Below are 16717 nucleotides of genomic sequence, written 5' to 3' on the forward strand. Positions count from 1 at the left end.
TCTGCTTCTGCTTCTGCTTCTGCTTCTGCTTCTGCTTCTGCTTCTGCTTCTGCTTCTGCTTCTGCTTCTGCTTCTGCACGATCCTCGATCGGCGCTGCGGATTCCGCAACATCTTCCTGCGACTCCGGCGCAACGTCCGCGGCAGGTTTCTGCGCGTCCGCTTCGTCTTCCGCCAGCTGTCCCGGCGCGCCGGCATGCAGTTCGGCGCGGGCGATATCCAGCTCTTCTTCTACGATACGTGACTGTTCGTCCTGCCAGACATCGGAGACAGGCTGGTTGTCGCTGATTTCAGGGGCCGACGCCTGTTCCGGCTCTTTGGCAACCGGCACTTCCGGCTGCGCCTCGCTTAATGGTTCACGGGGCTGCTCTTGCGGCGACTGCGGATGCGGTTTTTCACTTTCCGCCAGCTGTTCGTTGATATCGACCAGCGAACGGGCGAAATTTTCAGATTCTTCCTCAGAATGAGGTGACTGCTTTTCAGGGCTCGCCGGTTCAGCATCGACGGAAGCAGGCATCTCTTCGCGCTGCGCCAGCCCTGTACCGTCAGCGGCCTCTTCCTGAGGTTGCTGTTCGGCTTCAGTTTCCTTTGCCTGCTCCTTCTGGCCGAATCCCAGCCAGGAAAAAAAGCCCCTTTTTTTCTCTTTTGCCATTGGCGACCATGCTCCTCGCTGTTGATTCATGGCGCAGCCCCGTCTTCTGCGCGGACGGGAGCGTGATTATGAAATAAATTGAATGCGTTAGTTTAACACTTTCCCGGGCTGGCAGCACTCCGGGTGATTATGGTTTCCCCTCTCCTCAGAGACCGCTAAAATAGCCGGCCAGAATCGTATTTTAGTGAGAGTTATGAAAAGACCCCATAGCGCAGGCGGCGGCCAGATCCGAATTATCGGCGGTCAGTGGCGCAGCCGAAAACTCCCGGTGCCGGACAGCCCGGGACTGCGCCCCACCACCGACCGGGTGCGGGAAACGCTGTTTAACTGGCTGGCCCCCTGGATGACCCAGGCGCGCTGCCTGGACTGTTTCGCCGGTAGCGGCGCGCTGGGGCTGGAGGCACTCTCCCGCTATGCTGCCAGCGCTACGCTACTGGAAAAAGATCGCGTCGTGGCCCAGCAGTTGCGCAAAAACCTGGAAACCCTCAAAGCGCCCCAGGGCGAGGTGGTCAACGCAGATACCCTGAGCTTCCTCGCCCGCGCCGGTACGCCCCACGATATTGCGTTTGTCGATCCCCCCTTTCGCAAGGGTCTGCTAAATGAAACTCTTCATCTGCTGGAACACAACGGCTGGCTGGCCGACGAAGCGCTAATCTATGTGGAAAGCGAAGTGGAAAGCGGCCCCCCACAGGTGCCTCACAGCTGGTCATTGCACCGGGAAAAGGTCGCAGGCCAGGTGGCCTGGCGCCTCTATCATCGCGAAGTCACTACTGGAGAATAAAAAATGTTAATTAATCTGGGGCGCCTGCTAATGCTCGGGGTATGGGGTTTTATGCTGTTTAACCTGCTGCATCCCTTTCCCCGTCCACTCAATATCTTTGTGAACGTGGCGATGATCTTCACCATCCTGATGCACGGCCTGCAACTGACCCTGCTGAAGGCCTCTCAGGCCGCCGATAAAAACGGTAAAGCCGATCAGCCGCTGGGAAGCGCCCAGCAGATCCGCATTTTCCTGTTTGGGGTTTTCGAACTACTGGCCTGGCAGAAAAAGCAGCAGCACAAGCGTTAACGGGCGCTAAAGCCTTCAAAGCGCGTACCGCGGTACCGCAACGTCCCCGCCTGCCCGAGCGACATTTGCCGGTACTGCGCGGCGTTTACCTGAAAACGTAACGCTTCGCCTCCCGCCTGAGGGCGAAAAGTCACTTCATAGCGCAATTTATCTTCCGGCGGCGTCACCTGACGCTGTCGCGATCGGCGCTCGTTCACGGGTGTCTGGTGCTTTTCTTCCACCACCACCTGATGCGTTTGTAACGGCGCCGCATCATTCAGCGCATTCTGACGGCGCTGATTCATATAGCGAAATGAAGCGAGCACCACAATTAATGCGATGATAATAATGAAGAAAATCGGCATTTTATTCATTTGACTGGCCCTGCTTTACCGGTAGATTTAACCATAGCCTGCACGAAGTGCACTTGTCATTCCCGCTCCACCGCACCAGACTGGAGGCAGGACTGTACGCCGTGAGCGTACCTAATCATAACGGATTCAGAGGCTTAATATGCTGTGGTCATTTATTGCTGTCTTCTTTTCCGGCTGGCTGTATGTGGACGCCACCTACCGCGGGCCCGCCTGGCAACGCTGGGTATTTAAGCCCATTACTCTGTTACTGCTGCTGATGCTGGCCTGGCAGGCACCGATGTTTAGCGCTATCGGCTATCTGGTCGTGGCGGGGCTGCTGGCGAGCATGATGGGGGATGCGCTGACGATGCTACCCGGCCAGCGCATGCTCTACGCCATTGGCGCCTTCTTTCTTTCCCATCTGCTCTATACCATCTGGTTCGCCAGCAGCATGGCGTTAAGCTTTTTCTGGCCGATTCCGCTGGCACTGGTCATTATCGGCGCTCTGCTTATCGCCGCCATCTGGACACGGCTGGAAACCTTCCGCTGGCCGGTCTGTACCTTTATTGGCATGACGCTGGTGATGGTCTGGCTGGCGGCGGAGCAGTGGTTCCTGCGCCCCACCGCCACTGCTTTTTCCGGGTTTATCGGCGCCGCTCTGCTGTTGCTCGGCAATATTATCTGGCTGATTAGCCACTATCGCCGCAGCTTCCGCGCCGCCAACGCGGTGGGTGCCGCCTGCTACTTCGCCGGTCACTTTATGATCGTGCGCGCGCTCTATCTGTAACCCATACGGGCGGCCCGGCCGCCCGCTACATCATGCCCAACAGTCTCGGTAGCCAAAGCGAAATAGCCGGAATCCAGGTTATCAGCGCCAGCACCGCCAGCAGCATGCCGTAAAACGGCAGCATACTGCGCACTACGGCTTCAATATTTTGCTTACTGACCGCGCTGGCGACGAACAGTACAGAGCCCACCGGCGGCGTAATCAGTCCAATCCCCAGATTGACCATCATAATCATGCCGAAGTGTACCGGATCGATGCCCAGCGCATTGGTCACCGGCAGCAGCACCGGCGTCAGAATCAGAATAATCGGCGCCATATCCATCAGGGTGCCGATCAGCAGTAGCAGGATATTGATATACATCAGAATGACGTATTTATTATCCGACAGCGAAGTGAAGAATTCGGTGATCCGCGTCGGGAGCTGCATCCAGGTCATTACCGCACCAAATCCCGCCGCAAAACCTATCAGAATCATCACGATAGTTACCGTCTTCACCGTGCGGAACATCAGCTTCGGCAGCTCATTCCAGCGATAATCGCGATAGATAAACATGGTGACGAAAAAGGCCCACAGACAGGCTACCGCCGCCGATTCGGTGGCGGTAAAGATGCCGGAAAGAATGCCGCCGAGGATAATCACCACCGTCATCAGCCCCCACAGGGCATCCACGCTAATCTTCAGCGCCGCTTTCAGTGTGATGGGTTCGCCCTTCGGGTAGCCGCGGCGCCGGGCGAACAGCATACACATTAGCATCAGCGACCCGCCCATCAGCAGCCCGGGCAGCACGCCGGCGATGAACAGCGCGGCGACCGAAACGGTTCCTCCCGCCGCCAGCGAGTAGATCACCGAGTTATGGCTGGGCGGAATCAGGATCGCCTGTACCGATCCGCTGGCGGTCACCGCCGCGGCGTAGGCCCGTGGATACCCCTTCTTTTCCATTTCCGGAATCATCACGCTGCCCACCGAGGCGGTATCGGCCACCGATGAGCCGGAAATGGCGCCGAAAAAGGTGGAGGCCATAATATTCACCAGCGACAACCCGCCACGGATAAAACCGACGAACAAATAGGCGAAGTTCACCAGCCTTCGGGCGATGCCGCCTTCCGCCATAATGGCGCCCGCCAGAATGAAAAAGGGAATCGCCAGCAGGGTAAATTTATTCACCCCGCTGGTTATCTGAATCATCAGCGCCTCCAATGGCAGGCCTATCCACAACGCTCCCACCACCGCGCTCAACCCCACCGCAAAAGCGACGGGCATCCCCACGGCCAGTAGCACCGCCAGGGTCAGCAATAATACCAGTGCGTCCATCCGTTACCTCCGCCTATTCCGGGTTGCCAAGCATGACCAGCGGCCGCTGAGCCTGAGAGCCAAACAGGAGCCGCTCGATAACGAACAGAATCAGGATAGCCGAGCCGACCGGCAGCGGCAGATAGGTCTGCCCGGCTGTCAGCAGCGGGAATTCCGCTACTGGCTGGAACCACAGCCCCTGGCACAGAAAAAAGCTGTACCACAGCATCAGCGCCGAAATCACCAGCATCAGCAGATCCACCAGGCGCGCCAGCAGACGCTGGCAGCCTTCCGGTACTCTGTCGGTCAGCATTTTGACGGCAATATGCCCGCCGGCGCGATAGCTAACCGCAGCGCCAATAAAGGTAAAAGTCACCATGCAGAGGATAGCCACTGGTTCCGGCCACGAAATACCGCGGTTCAGAACGTAGCGAAAGAAAATCCCCACCGGAATCACCACCGTCATCACCAGCAATGCGATGCCGGAAACCACCATTGCGGCCAGATACAGGCGATCCATCCACGTGATATAGAGACGGGCCATAGCGCCTCCCTGAAGGGGCCGGGCCAGTGCCCGGCCATAGATTAGTGAACGTCGGCGATCGCCTTCATCAACTCCGGATACGCCTTGCCGTATTTTTCGCGTACCGGCGCCGTCGCCTGTATAAACGGGGTTTTGTCGATCTTGTGGAACTGCACGCCGCCGGCCCTCATTTTTTCCAGCGCCTGCTGGTTATAGGCCTGCCACAGCTTGCGCTGTTCAAACTGCGCTTCTCGCGCCAGCTTCATGATTTTTTGCTGCTGATCGGCGCTAAGTTTGTCCCATTTTACCCGGGAATAGAGCAACATTTCCGGTACTATCATATGTTCACTCAGGGTGTAGTGCTTCGCCACCGGCATATAGTTATGGGCCACATAGGTAGGAGGATTGTTTTCCGCCCCGTCGATAACCCCGGTCTGCAGGCCGCTGTACACCTCACTGACCCCCATTGCCACCGCATTGGCGCCCATCGCCTTCAGAGAATCGATAGCCACCGGGCTGCCCTGCACCCGAATCTTCATACCTTTAAGATCCTCTGCTTTAAGCACCGGCTTTTTGGTTATCAGATTACGGGTACCGGGATCCATCCAGCCCAGAAATACCAGCTTCGAGTTGGGATCCCGGGTCAGCATGGCCCCCAGCTTTTTACCCACCGGGCCGTCGATCACCTTATGCATATGATCTTCATCGCGGAATACATAGGGCAGCGTAAAGACTTCCGTTGCGGGCAGAATGGCGGAAACTGGCGCCATAGAGACGCGAATCATATCAATCGCGCCCATCTGGGCCTGTTCGATGAGTTGCTTTTCATCACCCAGTACGCCATTGGGAAAGGTTTGAATTTCCAAATCACCGTTGGTCTCCTTTTTCAGCTTTTCTCCCATATGCTGAACGGCGACCACGTTGGGATAACCTTCGGGATGGACATCCGCCGCTTTAATCACTTGCGCCGCGGCGGTGGGCGCAAACAGCAGTGACGCGGTGCTCAGACAGAGACCGGCTAGCGCCGGCAGTATGCTTTTGTTGTTCATCGTGTCAGCTCCGGCAGGATATATTAGTTAAAATTTTGTTACATTGCCGTTTAAAACTAGACCAGAGCAAACAAAACGGGAGTGAAGCGCTTCACAAAAGCGCCAATTTTTAAAACAGGGGTTTAAAAAGTGGATGCCCCAAAATTCAGGACAGCGGCCTGGCTGTCCGTGAACTCAGTGGCTTTTACGCAGCAGGTAGCGGTATGGCAGATTTTCCGTCTGCTGTGCCAGCAGCTCATGCTCCATAAAGCGGCAAAAACCGGGGATATCCCGGGTAGTTGCCGGATCGTCGGCAATAATCAACAGCGTTTCGCCGGTCTGCATGGTACGTACCGTTTTACGCACCATCATCACCGGCTCCGGGCAGCGCAGCCCCTGGGCGTCCAGGGTATGGTCCGCGCAATCGAAAGGATCGGACATACTCTTCTCATCAGCATCTGAAAATCGCATTAGTGTACGCCAGGTAATTCATCGTGCAAGCAAGGTGAACGATTGCGTGAAAATCAGCCATTGCAATAGCGTGCTAAAGCAGTATGATCCGGCGTTTTCAGCGCGGCGGGCCTTACTGTCCTGCCGCAACTGGGTTCCCTCACCCCATTTATCAAAAAGGTCGTTGACATGATGGCATTTACGCTGCGTCGGCATCGTCGGGCGCTAACTGGACTTTCGCTGTTTCACCTGCTGGTGATTATCTCCAGTAACTATCTGGTACAGCTCCCGGTCAATATTCTGGGGTTCCACACCACCTGGGGCGCGTTCAGCTTTCCGTTTATCTTTCTCGCCACCGATCTGACGGTGCGAATCTTCGGCGCGCCGCTGGCGCGACGTATTATCTTCGCAGTGATGATCCCGGCGCTGTTCCTTTCGTGGCTTATCTCATCGCTGTTCTATATGGGAAGCTGGCAGGGACTGGCGGCGCTCGGCGTGCCGAACATCTTTGTGTTGCGTATCGCCTGCGCCAGCTTTATGGCCTATGTGCTGGGGCAGATTCTGGACGTACACGTCTTTAACCGACTGCGCCAGAATCGCCGCTGGTGGCTGGCTCCCACCGCCTCGACCTTTTTCGGCAACTTCAGTGATACCCTGGCCTTCTTCTTTATTGCTTTCTGGCGCAGCCCCGACCCCTTTATGGCGCAGCACTGGGTGGAGATCGCAACGGTCGATTACGGCTTTAAGGTGCTTATCAGTATTATCTTCTTCCTGCCGGCCTACGGCGTGTTGTTGAATATGTTGCTGAAACGGTGGGCAAAGGGGCACACCCCTTCAGCGCCACAGCCGCTCTGACAGTTCGCATCTTGTGTTAAGATGCAGGGAGAGGCACCGCCTTAGTGCTAAATAACCTGTAAGGAAGAATCAATGCGCAACCTGGTAAAATATGTCGGTATTGGCCTGCTGGTGTTTGGGTTAGCGGCCTGCGATAACAGTGACAGCCAAGCCCCTGCCCAGGGCGGCGATGCGGCCCAGAGCAGCGAAAGCGGCCAGACGGTTTCCCTGCTGGACGGCAAACTGACCTTCTCGCTGCCGGCGGATATGTCCGACCAGAGCGGCAAGGTCGGCACCCAGAGCAACAATATGCACGTCTATTCCGATCCAACCGGTCAGAAAGCCGTGATCGTCATTGTAGGCGACACCACCAACGAGTCGCTGGAGGTTCTGGCGAAGCGTCTGGAAGAGCAGCAGCGTAATCGCGATCCTCAGCTCCAGGTTGTTTCCAACAAAGCGCTGGAAGTAAACGGCCAGACCCTTCAGCAACTGGACAGCATCGTCTCCGCCCGCGGCCAGAGCGCCTGGTCTACGGTGCTGCTGGGCAAGGTCGATAATAAACTGCTGACCATGCAAATCACCCTGCCTGCCGACGATCAGCAAAAAGCCCAGAGCGAGGCGAGCGACATCGTTAAGACTCTCAAAATTCAGTAATCAGCTATGATGACGCGGCCTGCTCGCCCATTCGGGCAGGCCTGGATTTCAGGCGTCAGGCCAGCAACGGTCTCGCCTTCCCCATCAGCCAGCCCTTACCAACAGCAGCCCCAGACACTCCACGTCGAAACCGATCATCACCACGTTCATACCGCCCTGCCGATTAATGCCGTAGGGAAACCGCAGTTGGGTGCCGACAACCCCACGGCTAAACAACCGTCAGTACGCAGGTGCTCCCCTCCGGCCCCAACCACCGTAAAACAGCATAAGGCGGCGCCATGTTTTTCAGATATCATCCGTCGTAAATACGCCAGATATCGCTACACTTTCTGGCGCCCCACCTGCTACCACTCATAAAAAGGATTGATGATGTCAGGCTATGACCCTGAGAAAGCCGGGCTGCACATGCTGCAGAAACTGGCGGCGCTGGTGATAATTGTGGCCGGTATCCGCGCGGCGTCGGATATTATTGTGCCGCTGCTGCTGGCGGTATTTTTTGCCATCGTGCTCAACCCGCTGGTGGTGTGGTTTATGCGCCGCGGGCTGCGGCGCGGTCTGGCGGTCACCGTGGTGGTCATCACCATGCTGATTCTGATGTCGCTGGTGCTGGGCGTGCTGGCCAGCTCGCTCAATGAATTCGCGACCCGGCTCCCTGAATTCAACCATATGCTGACCGAAAGAGCGCTTCAGCTGGAACGTCTGATTCCCGGCAATCAGCATCTGTCTCCGGAACGTCTGCTGCAGCGTATGGACTCTGAGCGGATGGTCTCTTTCGCCACCACCCTGATGACCCAGCTTTCCGGTGCCATGGTCAGCGTGGTAGTGCTGGTAATGACCGTTATCTTTATGCTAATGGAAGTGCGCCATATTCCATACAAGCTACGCTTTGCGTTGAACAACCCACGGATCCACATCGCCAGCCTGCATCGCGCCCTGAAAGGAGTGAGCCACTATCTGGCGCTCAAAACCCTGATGAGTCTGCTAACCGGCGTCATCACCTGGGTGGGGCTGAAACTGCTGGGCGTGGAGTTCGCGCTGATGTGGAGCGTGCTGGCCTTTCTGCTGAACTTTATTCCGAATATCGGTGCCACCATCTCCGCCATTCCCCCCATGCTACAGGCAATGTTGTTTAACGGCTGGTATGAATGTCTGATGGTCGGCGCGCTGTTTTCCGCCATCCATATGGTCATCGGCAATATGGTGGAGCCAAGAGTAATGGGTCGCCGTCTGGGTATGTCGACGCTGGTAGTCTTTCTGTCGTTGCTGTTCTGGGGCTGGCTGCTGGGGCCTGTAGGAATGCTGCTTTCGGTGCCGCTGACCAGCGTCTGTAAGATCTGGATGGAGACGACCAAAGGCGGAAGCAAGCTGGCGATTCTGCTGGGGCCCGGGCGCCCGAAGCAGCGCCCGTTGCCATAGCGATTTATTTCAGGTTATTAGGGAAATCCGCAGGGAGTTCGCTCGCCGGGCAGTTGATAACGCTGTCGTCATCTGCCCCACAGTCGCGAATAAACGTAATGGTGGCGAACTCATCGATAACTTCGGTGGGATAAGCCGGGCCCGCTTCGCGATACGCTTCCATCTGCGCAATATGCTCGTTCTGGAAACAGACCGTTTTTTCCGGGTTATTCATCACCCAGCGCGGGAAAAAGATGGTGCCATGAAACAGGCGGTCGCCCAGGTTCGCAATCAGACTGACGTCGGTTCCGGTCGGCTCGGTCCAGGAAATCTTGTAGATATTCTCACCGACCCGCGCAATATAGACATGCTGATCTTTCACCCAACGATTACCGACAATCCCGCTGTGAATACGGTAGTCCAGGGTGCTGGCGTTCTTTACGTAAAACTCGTAATTCCAGCCGTTATCGTAGGTATACACCAGATGTTTGCCCACAAAACCACTCAAATCCTGTTTATCGAAGTTGCTCATGTTGTACCTCCTGATGTGTTGATATGATCAGCATACTGCTTCACTTTTTGGATGAATAACGCTAATTTTCCATTAAATTAATCTGATATTTAAATCAATATGCATAAGACAACCCTGGAGCAGTGGGTGCTACTGGAAAAGGTAGTCGAGCTGGGCAGCTTTGCCCGGGCTGCGGAGGCCAGCAACCGCAGCCAGTCATCGGTCAGCTATAACCTGAACCTGCTTCAGGAGCGGCTGGGAGTGGCGCTGCTTCAGCCCGAAGGGCGACGCGCGGTGCTGACCCCGGCAGGAGAGCAGCTACTCGCCCAGGCCCGACCGTTACTTGGCGCTTTTCACTATCTGGAAGCCCGCGCCGTCACCCTGCGCGACGGGGTACGCGCCCGCCTGGATCTGGTGGTGGACGCCATCTATCCTCGCGCCCGGCTGTTCAGCCTGCTCAAGCGTTTCCAGCAGTTGCACCCCGCTACCCGCATCCATTTGACCGAAGTGCTGGAAAGCGAGCCGCTAAGCGCCGATGCCGATGTGATGGTGCTGACCCGCCGCCAGGATATCAGCGGCCGCGGACAGTGGCTGATGAATGTCGACTTTGTGGCCGTGGCGCACCGCGATCATCCCCTGAACCGTAGTGATGAACCGCTTAGCGAAGAGCGGCTCGCCCGCTACCCCCTGATTCAGATAGCCGGCCGTGACGCCCGGGAAAGCCTCGATCACTCGTCGGGGGAAAACTGGATCTTCTCGACCATTGACGCCGCCACCGAAGCGGTACTCCACCAGGTTGGCTACGGCTGGCTGCCGGAAGAGCGTATCGCAGGGGCGCTTGCCGACGGAATCCTGCGTCCGCTGGCGCTCAGCCACGGGGCACGGCGCGCCACGCCTCTCCACCTGCTGGTACGCCAGGATCTCGCGCCGCTGGATGCGCCGGTCGCCACTCTGCTGCGCCTGTTTAACGAAACCTGACCCGCACGCAGCGCCAACGACGCGACGCGGCGGCTGCTACCCTTGATAATGAGCATTCATGCAACAGGAGGAGCAACATGCATATCGACCTTTCCGGGAAACGCGCTCTGGTGACCGCCTCCACCGGCGGAATCGGGCTGGCTATCGCACGCGGACTGGCGGAAAGCGGCGCCGAAGTCATTATTAACGGACGTAGCGACGCTTCAGTCAGTCGCGGCCTGGAAACGCTGCGTTCTTCTCTTCCGGCGGCAAATCTGCGCGGCATAGCGGCGGATCTGGGCAGCGCTCAGGGCGTCGAAACCCTGCTCAAACAGCTCGCCGGGGTGGATATTCTGGTCAATAACGCCGGTATCTATGGCCCGCAACCATTCAACGAAGTCGATGACGCCACCTGGGAACGCTTCTGGCAGACCAACGTCATGTCCGGCGTACGCCTTTCCCGGGCCCTGCTGCCAGCCATGATGACCAAAGGCTGGGGTCGGGTGGTATTTATCTCTTCCGAATCAGCCCGCAATATCCCCGCCGATATGATCCACTATGGCGTCAGCAAAACGGCGCAGCTGGCGCTGTCCCGCGGGCTGGCGAAATATGCCGCGGGTAGCGGCGTCACGGTCAATAGCGTTCTGCCTGGACCAACGATGTCAGACGGCTTCGAGGCGATGATGCGGGAAGAGATGACCAAAACCGGTAAGTCGCTGGAAGAGCTGGCGAAGGCGTTCGTGATGGCCGAGCGGCCCGCCTCTGTGATTCAGCGGGCGGCTACGGTAGAGGAAGTGGCGAACATGGTCGTGTACGTCTGTTCGCCTCAGGCCTCGGCCACCTCCGGCGCCGCCCTGCGGGTAGACGGCGGCGTCGTGGACGATATCGTCTGAATCAGGAAAGCGCCACCGGCCACTGATTCAGGCGAATGCCGCGCTGGCGGGCATTCTCGCCGAAGTCAGTCAGAACGGCTTTCACATCGGGATCCATCCAGCTGGCGTTATCGTGCTCGACGATGACCACGCTGTTTTCCGGGATCTCCGCCAGCAGGTTCTGGAGCTGCGGGTTGTGCATAAAGGTCAGATTCTGCTGAAAGCGCAGCACATAGTGGTCATCGTAGCGAGTCAACTGCAACGCGTTACGATGGCTTTTATAGACGCTGTAGAGGATCTGGGTTGCCAGCCCGAGCCCGATGCCCGCCAGCATACCGAACAGAATGATGCCGACAATGGTGGTGATAAACGGCACGAACTGCTGGGCGCCCATGCGGATATGGTCGACAAACAGCCGCGGCGACGCCAGCTTATAGCCGGTATGCAACAGCACCGCCGCCAGGCTCGCCAGCGGAATCAGTGAAAGCAGCCCGCTAAACCAGAGACCACAAATCAGCAGCAACACGCCATGCAGCAGAATCGAAAGCTTTGACTGCGCGCCGGAGCTGACATTAACCGAACTACGGACAATCACCGCGGTAATCGGCATCGCCCCCAGCAGGCCGGACAGCAGGTTGCCTACACCCTGCGCCCGCAGCTCTTTATTAGGCGACGGCGACGGATGCTGGGGACGCAGCTTATTCAGCGCCTCCTGGCTAAGCAGCGTCTCCAGGCTCGCCACCAGCGCCAGAGTCAGCGCCACCACATACACCGACGGATTCCGCCAGGCCGCCCAGCCAGGGCTTTCCAGTTCGCCAATAACCCCTCCCAGGCTGGTAAATTCCGGAAGCGAAATGCGCGGCAGCGCAGCAAACCACTCCGGTGCCACACGCTGGGTCAGCAGCGTGGTGACAACCCCCATCAACACGGCAATCAGCGGTCCCGGGATCCAGTTAACCGACTTCGCACGGCGGATAAACGGCGTGGACCACAGCCAGAGGATCAGCAACCCGCTTCCCCCCACCAGAATAGCGGGCAGCGAAAAGGCGAAGCTGCCAGTCAGCAGTTCGCGCCAGCCGTTTTCGCCCGGCCCCCGCAATGCCACGGGGATCTGCTGAATAATCAAAAGAATACCAATGGCCGCCAGCATGCCTTTAATAACGCTGCCCGGTACCAGTGAAATAAAGCGCCCGGCACGCGCCACACCCAGCGCAAACTGAATCACTCCGGCCAGTACCAGCGCCAGCAGGAAGGCGGAAAAAGAGCCCAGCGTTTCCAGCGAGGCGACCACAATGGTGACCAGTCCGGCGGCCGGTCCGCTGACCGCGAAGCGCGATGGGCTCATGACCGTCACCACCAGGCCGCCAATCACCCCGGTCAGCAGCCCGACAAACGGGGGCAGGCCGCTTGCCTGGGCAATGCCCAGACAAAGCGGTAGCGCAACCAGAAAGACGACCAGCCCGGCGGGAATATCCTGACGCAGCGTACTCAAATTCATGGGGACGACTCCTCTGCGGTTTGTTCTGTCAGATCTTTCAGATGGCCACTGCCCAACTCGTAGACGCAGCCGTACAGCCCAAGCGCCCGCCCGCTGCGCCAGACGGCGCGTACCGGTTCGCAGGCCGCCAGTCGGGCAAACTGGATCAGGACATTGGCTTCCACCAGCCGCTTATGGCGTTCGGCTTCGTCATCGTCCGAGCGATGAAACTGCTCGATATTGTCGCCAAGAGCGCCACGCAGGCTGGCGATACGGCGTGCCAGCGCTGAATCCTCACTGGCCAGCGGCAGATCGGGCAGAGCCAGCGCCGCCTGGACGCCGCCGCAACCGTAGTGGCCACACAGCACCACCCGCTCCACTTTCAGGTTGAACAATGCGTACTGCAGTACGCTCATAAAATTATCGTCCGAGCAATCAACCATATTGGCGATATTACGGTGAACAAACAGTTCGCCTGGATGGGAGCCAGTCAGCACCTCTGCCGGAACCCGGCTATCGGAACAACCTATCCACAGCGAGTGGGGTTGCTGCTGATGCACATATTTCTCAAAATAGTTTGGATCCCGTTGACGGCACTGAAGCGCCCAACTACGGTTCCTGGCTAACAGGGGTTTTAACGTCGTCAAAGCATGCCTCTTTTATTCGGAAATACCTCTCTGACCTGGTCATACGATAATGCATGGCGCATTCGCCGCAGCATGCGAATCATCCAGGTCACAACGGCGAAAAATAATGTGTAGCACCTTTCTATTAGCAATTAGCCCAGGATTAATCCTATAAACAAAATTAATTTATTTTTGTCATCTTGTTTAAATAAATTGTCTGTTTTTCGTAAATTCACAAAACTGTAATCGCTATTACTCTGCACTCAGAAAATCCAGCAAATACGATGATTTAATGGGATTTTTCCAAACAAATATTAATTATCACTCATTATAAAAATGAATTTCGTAAATTTAATTAAATATTAAACCATTAGAATGTCTTATATCACCCCCGGTCATATGGTTATTCCATCTGGAGTTTCACCGGGACTCAATCTGCTGTATAAAAATTACAGACCCCCTTCCCGGTGGGCATTATCAGTCGTACTTATTTTTCTTCCGGCGTTATTAGAATTAATAAAGGAGGTTCACCATGTCCCAAAAACTGTTGCGCGGATCGATACTGGCGGCAGGCCTGATGCTGGCGGCGCATAGTCAGGCGGCTGTCACCTACGGCGAACATCTGGAAGGATTCGACTACCCCTGGCCACTTCAGCACTTTGACTTTCGCTCCCAGCAGCAGAATCTGCGTATGGGCTATATGGACGTCAAACCCGATAAGCCCAATGGCCGGGTAGCCGTACTGATGCACGGCAAAAACTTTTGCGCCGCCACATGGGAAAGCACTATCAGGGCGCTAACTAACGCCGGTTTCCGGGTTATCGCGCCGGATCAGATAGGCTTTTGCACCTCCAGCAAACCAGACTATTACCAGTACAGCTTCCAGCAACTGGCGGATAACACCCATCGCCTGCTGGAAAAACTGGGGGTGAAAAAGGCCATTGTCATCGGCCACTCTACCGGCGGGATGCTGGCTACCCGCTATGCCCTGATGTACCCACAGCAGACCGAAAAACTGGTAATGGTCAACCCCATCGGACTTGAGGACTGGAAAGCCAAGGGAGCGCCTTATCGCACCCTGGATCAGTGGTACGCGCGTGAACTGAAAACCAGCGCGGCAGGCATTAAAGCCTATGAACAGAAAACCTACTATATGGGGAACTGGAAGCCGGAATATGACAAGTGGGTTGATATGCTGGCCGGGCTGAACGCGGGGCCGGGGCATAAAAAGGTCGCCTGGAACTCGGCCCTTATCTACGACATGATTTTCACCCAGCCGGTCTGGTATGAATTTAAAGATCTGAAGGTGCCCACCACGCTGTTCATCGGCACCGGCGATACCACCGCCATTGGCAGCGATATTGCTTCGCCAGAGGTGAAACAGAAGCTTGGCAATTACCTGCAGCTGGGTAAAGAGGTGGCTAAGATGATCCCCAACGCCCGACTGGTGGAATTCCAGGGCATGGGCCACGCGCCGCAAATGGAAGATCCACAAATGTTCCACCAGCGGTTGCTTGACGATTTGGGCAGTGAGCCGTAAAGAATAATAGCTGACGTTCCAGAGTCGGGACGTCATAGATAACCACCGATATAATAAGGATAAAAAATGAGTGTTGTTTCTGAATATCAGGCAGAAAGTCTCCAGGAAGTCGCACAATACTTTAGAAAGAAACTGCAATTTGAAACCGACTGTGCTGATGTTCATAGCGCATTCGCCAATGGTGATATCGACTTTACTCTGATCCACGCTGTCGGTAGCGAAGAAGCCTTTCGTAAAAAGCATATTCCTGGCGCCATGCACTTCCCGCATCGATTAATGACCGAAGAGAACCTGGCCGACTGGGACAGAGACACACTCTATGTGGTTTATTGCGCAGGCCCCCACTGCAACGGCGCAGACAGGGCGGCAATGAAAATGGCCGATCTCGGCTTGCGCGTCAAAGTGATGTCTGGCGGCCTGACCGGCTGGGCGGATGAAGGGTATGCGTTCGCAGGGGAATAAGCGCCGGCTGACGCAATAAAATCACAGCGAATAGTTGCTTTTAAGATGCACTTTATGTTGCCATATCGTTACCAGATATCGCTTAAGGTTAACGTTATGGCAACATTTTCACTTGCAACACATCCGCTGATTCAGGCACCGATGGCGGGAGTCTCTACGCCGGAGCTGGCGGCTGCGGTGAGTAATGCCGGGGCACTGGGTTCCATTGGCCTGGGCGCCGCTACGCCGCAAAAAGCCCGGGAGATGATTCAGGCCACCCGGGCGCTGACCGACAGGCCCTTTAACGTTAATCTGTTCTGCCATGCTCCCGCGCGCCGCGATGCGGCGCGCGAACGGCGCTGGATTAACACCCTGACGCCGGAATTCAGCCGCTTCAATGCCCTTCCCCCCCCAGAGCTACGCGAAATCTACCAAAGCTTTATCAATAACCCGGAAATGCTGGCCGTACTGCTGGAATCGCCCCCCGCTGTGGTGAGCTTCCACTTTGGACTGCCGGATCGGCAGGCCCTTGAGGCGCTACGCCAGGCCGGTATTCACACTCTTGCCTGCGCCACCAGCGTGGAAGAGGCAGAGCAGATCGCCGAAGCGGGCATTGACACTGTTATCGCCCAGGGTGCCGAGGCGGGTGGCCACCGCGGCATATTCGATACCGCTGCGCCCGACGCCCTGACCGATACGCTGTCGCTGGTGCAAGCCATTCGCCAGCGTTGCGAACTACCAATCGTCGCCGCTGGCGGCATAATGGACGGCGCCGACATCGCCCGGGCACTGGCAGCGGGCGCCTGTGCGGCCCAGCTCGGTACCGCCTTTATTCCCTGCCCGGAATCCGCTGCCGATGCCCACTATCGGGAAGCGCTCAGCAGCGAGCGAGCGCGGCATACCGCCCTCACCCGCACGATTTCCGGGCGCCCGGCCCGCGGCATTATCAACCGACTGCATATCGATGCGCCTGCGGATAATATCGCCGACTATCCGGTAGCTTACGACATCGGAAAAGCGCTGCATCAGGCAGCCAGCGCCAAAGGGTGCCACGATTACGCCGCCCACTGGGCCGGAACCGGCGCCCCGCGCGCGCGCGCCATGCCTGCGGCGCAGCTGGTGGCAACGCTTATGCAGGAGCTGGAAGAAAAACGCCAACGCTAACGCTAACGGTATTTATGCGATACCCGACAAAATATGCTGAACTGACAGGCCTGATAACCAAACCCGGCCAGGCCGTAATGATGGCATACCCGGGGAACCCAGTGCCTGTGCGGCGG

The 16717-nt window shown here is 57.0% G+C and carries 19 protein-coding genes and 2 pseudogenes; 11 read left to right on the forward strand and 10 right to left on the reverse strand.

Annotated elements, in window-relative coordinates:
• A pseudogene (locus V3W49_RS13985) lies at positions 1 to 680 on the reverse strand (hypothetical protein); the annotation flags it as partial.
• Between the two features lie 163 nt (positions 681 to 843).
• Here V3W49_RS13985 and rsmD point away from each other — a divergent pair.
• Both rsmD and V3W49_RS13995 read left to right on the forward strand, forming a co-directional pair.
• Positions 844 to 1431: a 16S rRNA (guanine(966)-N(2))-methyltransferase gene (rsmD, locus tag V3W49_RS13990; protein WP_500146273.1), complete on the forward strand. Its 588-nt coding sequence runs from the start codon at positions 844 to 846 to the stop codon at positions 1429 to 1431.
• Positions 1432 to 1434: 3 nt separating this feature from the next.
• Positions 1435 to 1719 carry a DUF1145 family protein gene (locus V3W49_RS13995; RefSeq protein ID WP_500146275.1) on the forward strand — a complete coding sequence of 95 codons (285 nt, stop codon included), beginning with the start codon at positions 1435 to 1437 and terminating at the stop codon, positions 1717 to 1719.
• On the opposite strand, the gene V3W49_RS14000 is transcribed toward V3W49_RS13995, so the two are convergent.
• A complete protein-coding gene (locus tag V3W49_RS14000; RefSeq protein WP_500146277.1) occupies positions 1716 to 2072 on the reverse strand; it encodes a DUF2500 domain-containing protein in 357 nt (118 codons plus the stop codon). The genes V3W49_RS13995 and V3W49_RS14000 overlap by 4 nt on opposite strands.
• A 139-nt stretch (positions 2073 to 2211) precedes the next feature.
• Between V3W49_RS14000 and V3W49_RS14005 the strand changes: the two genes are divergently transcribed.
• Positions 2212 to 2838: a lysoplasmalogenase gene (locus V3W49_RS14005; protein WP_500146279.1), complete on the forward strand. Its 627-nt coding sequence runs from the start codon at positions 2212 to 2214 to the stop codon at positions 2836 to 2838.
• Between the two features lie 25 nt (positions 2839 to 2863).
• Here the strand turns inward: V3W49_RS14005 and V3W49_RS14010 are convergent, their stop codons facing one another.
• From V3W49_RS14010 to tusA, 4 genes are all read right to left on the reverse strand, one after another.
• Complete coding sequence (locus tag V3W49_RS14010) at positions 2864 to 4150, reverse strand: TRAP transporter large permease (protein ID WP_500146280.1); 1287 nt, start codon at positions 4148 to 4150, stop codon at positions 2864 to 2866.
• 13 nt (positions 4151 to 4163) lie between these two features.
• Positions 4164 to 4673 (reverse strand): TRAP transporter small permease, encoded by a 510-nt coding sequence (locus V3W49_RS14015; RefSeq protein WP_500146281.1) that lies wholly within the window; start codon positions 4671 to 4673, stop codon positions 4164 to 4166.
• A gap of 41 nt (positions 4674 to 4714) precedes the next feature.
• A complete protein-coding gene (locus V3W49_RS14020) occupies positions 4715 to 5701 on the reverse strand; it encodes a TRAP transporter substrate-binding protein (protein WP_500146283.1) in 987 nt (328 codons plus the stop codon).
• A 174-nt stretch (positions 5702 to 5875) separates the two neighbouring features.
• Complete coding sequence (tusA, locus tag V3W49_RS14025) at positions 5876 to 6121, reverse strand: sulfurtransferase TusA (RefSeq protein WP_500146360.1); 246 nt, start codon at positions 6119 to 6121, stop codon at positions 5876 to 5878.
• 198 nt (positions 6122 to 6319) lie between these two features.
• Between tusA and V3W49_RS14030 the strand changes: the two genes are divergently transcribed.
• Positions 6320 to 6985, forward strand: a complete 666-nt coding sequence (locus tag V3W49_RS14030; RefSeq protein ID WP_500146285.1) for a 7-cyano-7-deazaguanine/7-aminomethyl-7-deazaguanine transporter — start codon at positions 6320 to 6322, stop codon at positions 6983 to 6985.
• Positions 6986 to 7057: 72 nt separating this feature from the next.
• On the forward strand, positions 7058 to 7618 hold the full coding sequence (locus tag V3W49_RS14035; RefSeq protein ID WP_500146287.1) for a DcrB family lipoprotein: 561 nt from the start codon (positions 7058 to 7060) through the stop codon (positions 7616 to 7618).
• A 96-nt stretch (positions 7619 to 7714) separates the two neighbouring features.
• Here the strand turns inward: V3W49_RS14035 and V3W49_RS14040 are convergent.
• Positions 7715 to 7834: pseudogene (locus V3W49_RS14040) on the reverse strand (hypothetical protein); the annotation flags it as partial.
• A gap of 153 nt (positions 7835 to 7987) precedes the next feature.
• Here V3W49_RS14040 and V3W49_RS14045 point away from each other — a divergent pair.
• The gene (locus tag V3W49_RS14045; RefSeq protein WP_500146361.1) at positions 7988 to 9034 is read left to right on the forward strand and encodes an AI-2E family transporter; all 1047 of its coding nucleotides are present in this window, start codon (positions 7988 to 7990) and stop codon (positions 9032 to 9034) included.
• A 4-nt stretch (positions 9035 to 9038) separates the two neighbouring features.
• Here V3W49_RS14045 and V3W49_RS14050 read toward each other — a convergent pair whose 3' ends face one another.
• Positions 9039 to 9545, reverse strand: coding sequence for a phenolic acid decarboxylase (locus V3W49_RS14050; protein ID WP_500146288.1), 507 nt, complete (start codon positions 9543 to 9545; stop codon positions 9039 to 9041).
• Positions 9546 to 9644: 99 nt separating this feature from the next.
• Between V3W49_RS14050 and V3W49_RS14055 the strand changes: the two genes are divergently transcribed.
• Together V3W49_RS14055 and V3W49_RS14060 are read left to right on the forward strand one after the other, a co-directional pair.
• A complete protein-coding gene (locus V3W49_RS14055) occupies positions 9645 to 10502 on the forward strand; it encodes a LysR family transcriptional regulator (RefSeq protein ID WP_500146290.1) in 858 nt (285 codons plus the stop codon).
• Between the two features lie 77 nt (positions 10503 to 10579).
• Entirely contained in the window at positions 10580 to 11374 is a 795-nt protein-coding gene (locus V3W49_RS14060; protein WP_500146292.1) for an SDR family NAD(P)-dependent oxidoreductase, read from the forward strand.
• A 1-nt stretch (position 11375) separates the two neighbouring features.
• Here V3W49_RS14060 and V3W49_RS14065 read toward each other — a convergent pair whose 3' ends face one another.
• Positions 11376 to 12845, reverse strand: coding sequence for a SulP family inorganic anion transporter (locus V3W49_RS14065; protein ID WP_500146362.1), 1470 nt, complete (start codon positions 12843 to 12845; stop codon positions 11376 to 11378).
• Positions 12846 to 12847: 2 nt separating this feature from the next.
• Positions 12848 to 13477: a carbonic anhydrase gene (locus tag V3W49_RS14070; RefSeq protein WP_500146294.1), complete on the reverse strand. Its 630-nt coding sequence runs from the start codon at positions 13475 to 13477 to the stop codon at positions 12848 to 12850.
• A gap of 556 nt (positions 13478 to 14033) precedes the next feature.
• On the opposite strand from V3W49_RS14070, the gene V3W49_RS14075 reads away from it, so the two are divergent.
• The 3 genes from V3W49_RS14075 (at position 14034) to V3W49_RS14085 (ending at position 16601) form a co-directional block, all read left to right on the forward strand.
• Entirely contained in the window at positions 14034 to 14996 is a 963-nt protein-coding gene (locus V3W49_RS14075) for an alpha/beta fold hydrolase (protein WP_500146363.1), read from the forward strand.
• A 66-nt stretch (positions 14997 to 15062) separates the two neighbouring features.
• Positions 15063 to 15458 (forward strand): rhodanese-like domain-containing protein, encoded by a 396-nt coding sequence (locus V3W49_RS14080; protein ID WP_500146296.1) that lies wholly within the window; start codon positions 15063 to 15065, stop codon positions 15456 to 15458.
• Between the two features lie 96 nt (positions 15459 to 15554).
• Positions 15555 to 16601: an NAD(P)H-dependent flavin oxidoreductase gene (locus V3W49_RS14085; protein ID WP_500146298.1), complete on the forward strand. Its 1047-nt coding sequence runs from the start codon at positions 15555 to 15557 to the stop codon at positions 16599 to 16601.
• Positions 16602 to 16717 lie beyond the last annotated feature (116 nt).

It is taken from the genome of Rosenbergiella sp. YN46 (assembly GCF_036620675.1).
In the GTDB taxonomy this organism is placed as follows: Bacteria; Pseudomonadota; Gammaproteobacteria; order Enterobacterales; family Enterobacteriaceae; genus Jejubacter.

Coding starts and splice junctions, on each gene's coding strand:
- V3W49_RS14035 (WP_500146287.1), top strand. CDS start 7,058: ATGCGCAACCTGGTAAAATATGTCGGTATTGGCCTGCTGGTGTTTGGG.
- V3W49_RS14015 (WP_500146281.1), bottom strand. CDS start 4,673: ATGGCCCGTCTCTATATCACGTGGATGGATCGCCTGTATCTGGCCGCA.
- V3W49_RS14005 (WP_500146279.1), top strand. CDS start 2,212: ATGCTGTGGTCATTTATTGCTGTCTTCTTTTCCGGCTGGCTGTATGTG.
- V3W49_RS13995 (WP_500146275.1), top strand. CDS start 1,435: ATGTTAATTAATCTGGGGCGCCTGCTAATGCTCGGGGTATGGGGTTTT.
- V3W49_RS14080 (WP_500146296.1), top strand. CDS start 15,063: ATGAGTGTTGTTTCTGAATATCAGGCAGAAAGTCTCCAGGAAGTCGCA.
- V3W49_RS14060 (WP_500146292.1), top strand. CDS start 10,580: ATGCATATCGACCTTTCCGGGAAACGCGCTCTGGTGACCGCCTCCACC.
- V3W49_RS14010 (WP_500146280.1), bottom strand. CDS start 4,150: ATGGACGCACTGGTATTATTGCTGACCCTGGCGGTGCTACTGGCCGTG.
- rsmD (WP_500146273.1), top strand. CDS start 844: ATGAAAAGACCCCATAGCGCAGGCGGCGGCCAGATCCGAATTATCGGC.
- V3W49_RS14050 (WP_500146288.1), bottom strand. CDS start 9,545: ATGAGCAACTTCGATAAACAGGATTTGAGTGGTTTTGTGGGCAAACAT.
- V3W49_RS14020 (WP_500146283.1), bottom strand. CDS start 5,701: ATGAACAACAAAAGCATACTGCCGGCGCTAGCCGGTCTCTGTCTGAGC.
- tusA (WP_500146360.1), bottom strand. CDS start 6,121: ATGTCCGATCCTTTCGATTGCGCGGACCATACCCTGGACGCCCAGGGG.
- V3W49_RS14055 (WP_500146290.1), top strand. CDS start 9,645: ATGCATAAGACAACCCTGGAGCAGTGGGTGCTACTGGAAAAGGTAGTC.
- V3W49_RS14030 (WP_500146285.1), top strand. CDS start 6,320: ATGATGGCATTTACGCTGCGTCGGCATCGTCGGGCGCTAACTGGACTT.
- V3W49_RS14085 (WP_500146298.1), top strand. CDS start 15,555: ATGGCAACATTTTCACTTGCAACACATCCGCTGATTCAGGCACCGATG.
- V3W49_RS14000 (WP_500146277.1), bottom strand. CDS start 2,072: ATGAATAAAATGCCGATTTTCTTCATTATTATCATCGCATTAATTGTG.
- V3W49_RS14075 (WP_500146363.1), top strand. CDS start 14,034: ATGCTGGCGGCGCATAGTCAGGCGGCTGTCACCTACGGCGAACATCTG.
- V3W49_RS14045 (WP_500146361.1), top strand. CDS start 7,988: ATGTCAGGCTATGACCCTGAGAAAGCCGGGCTGCACATGCTGCAGAAA.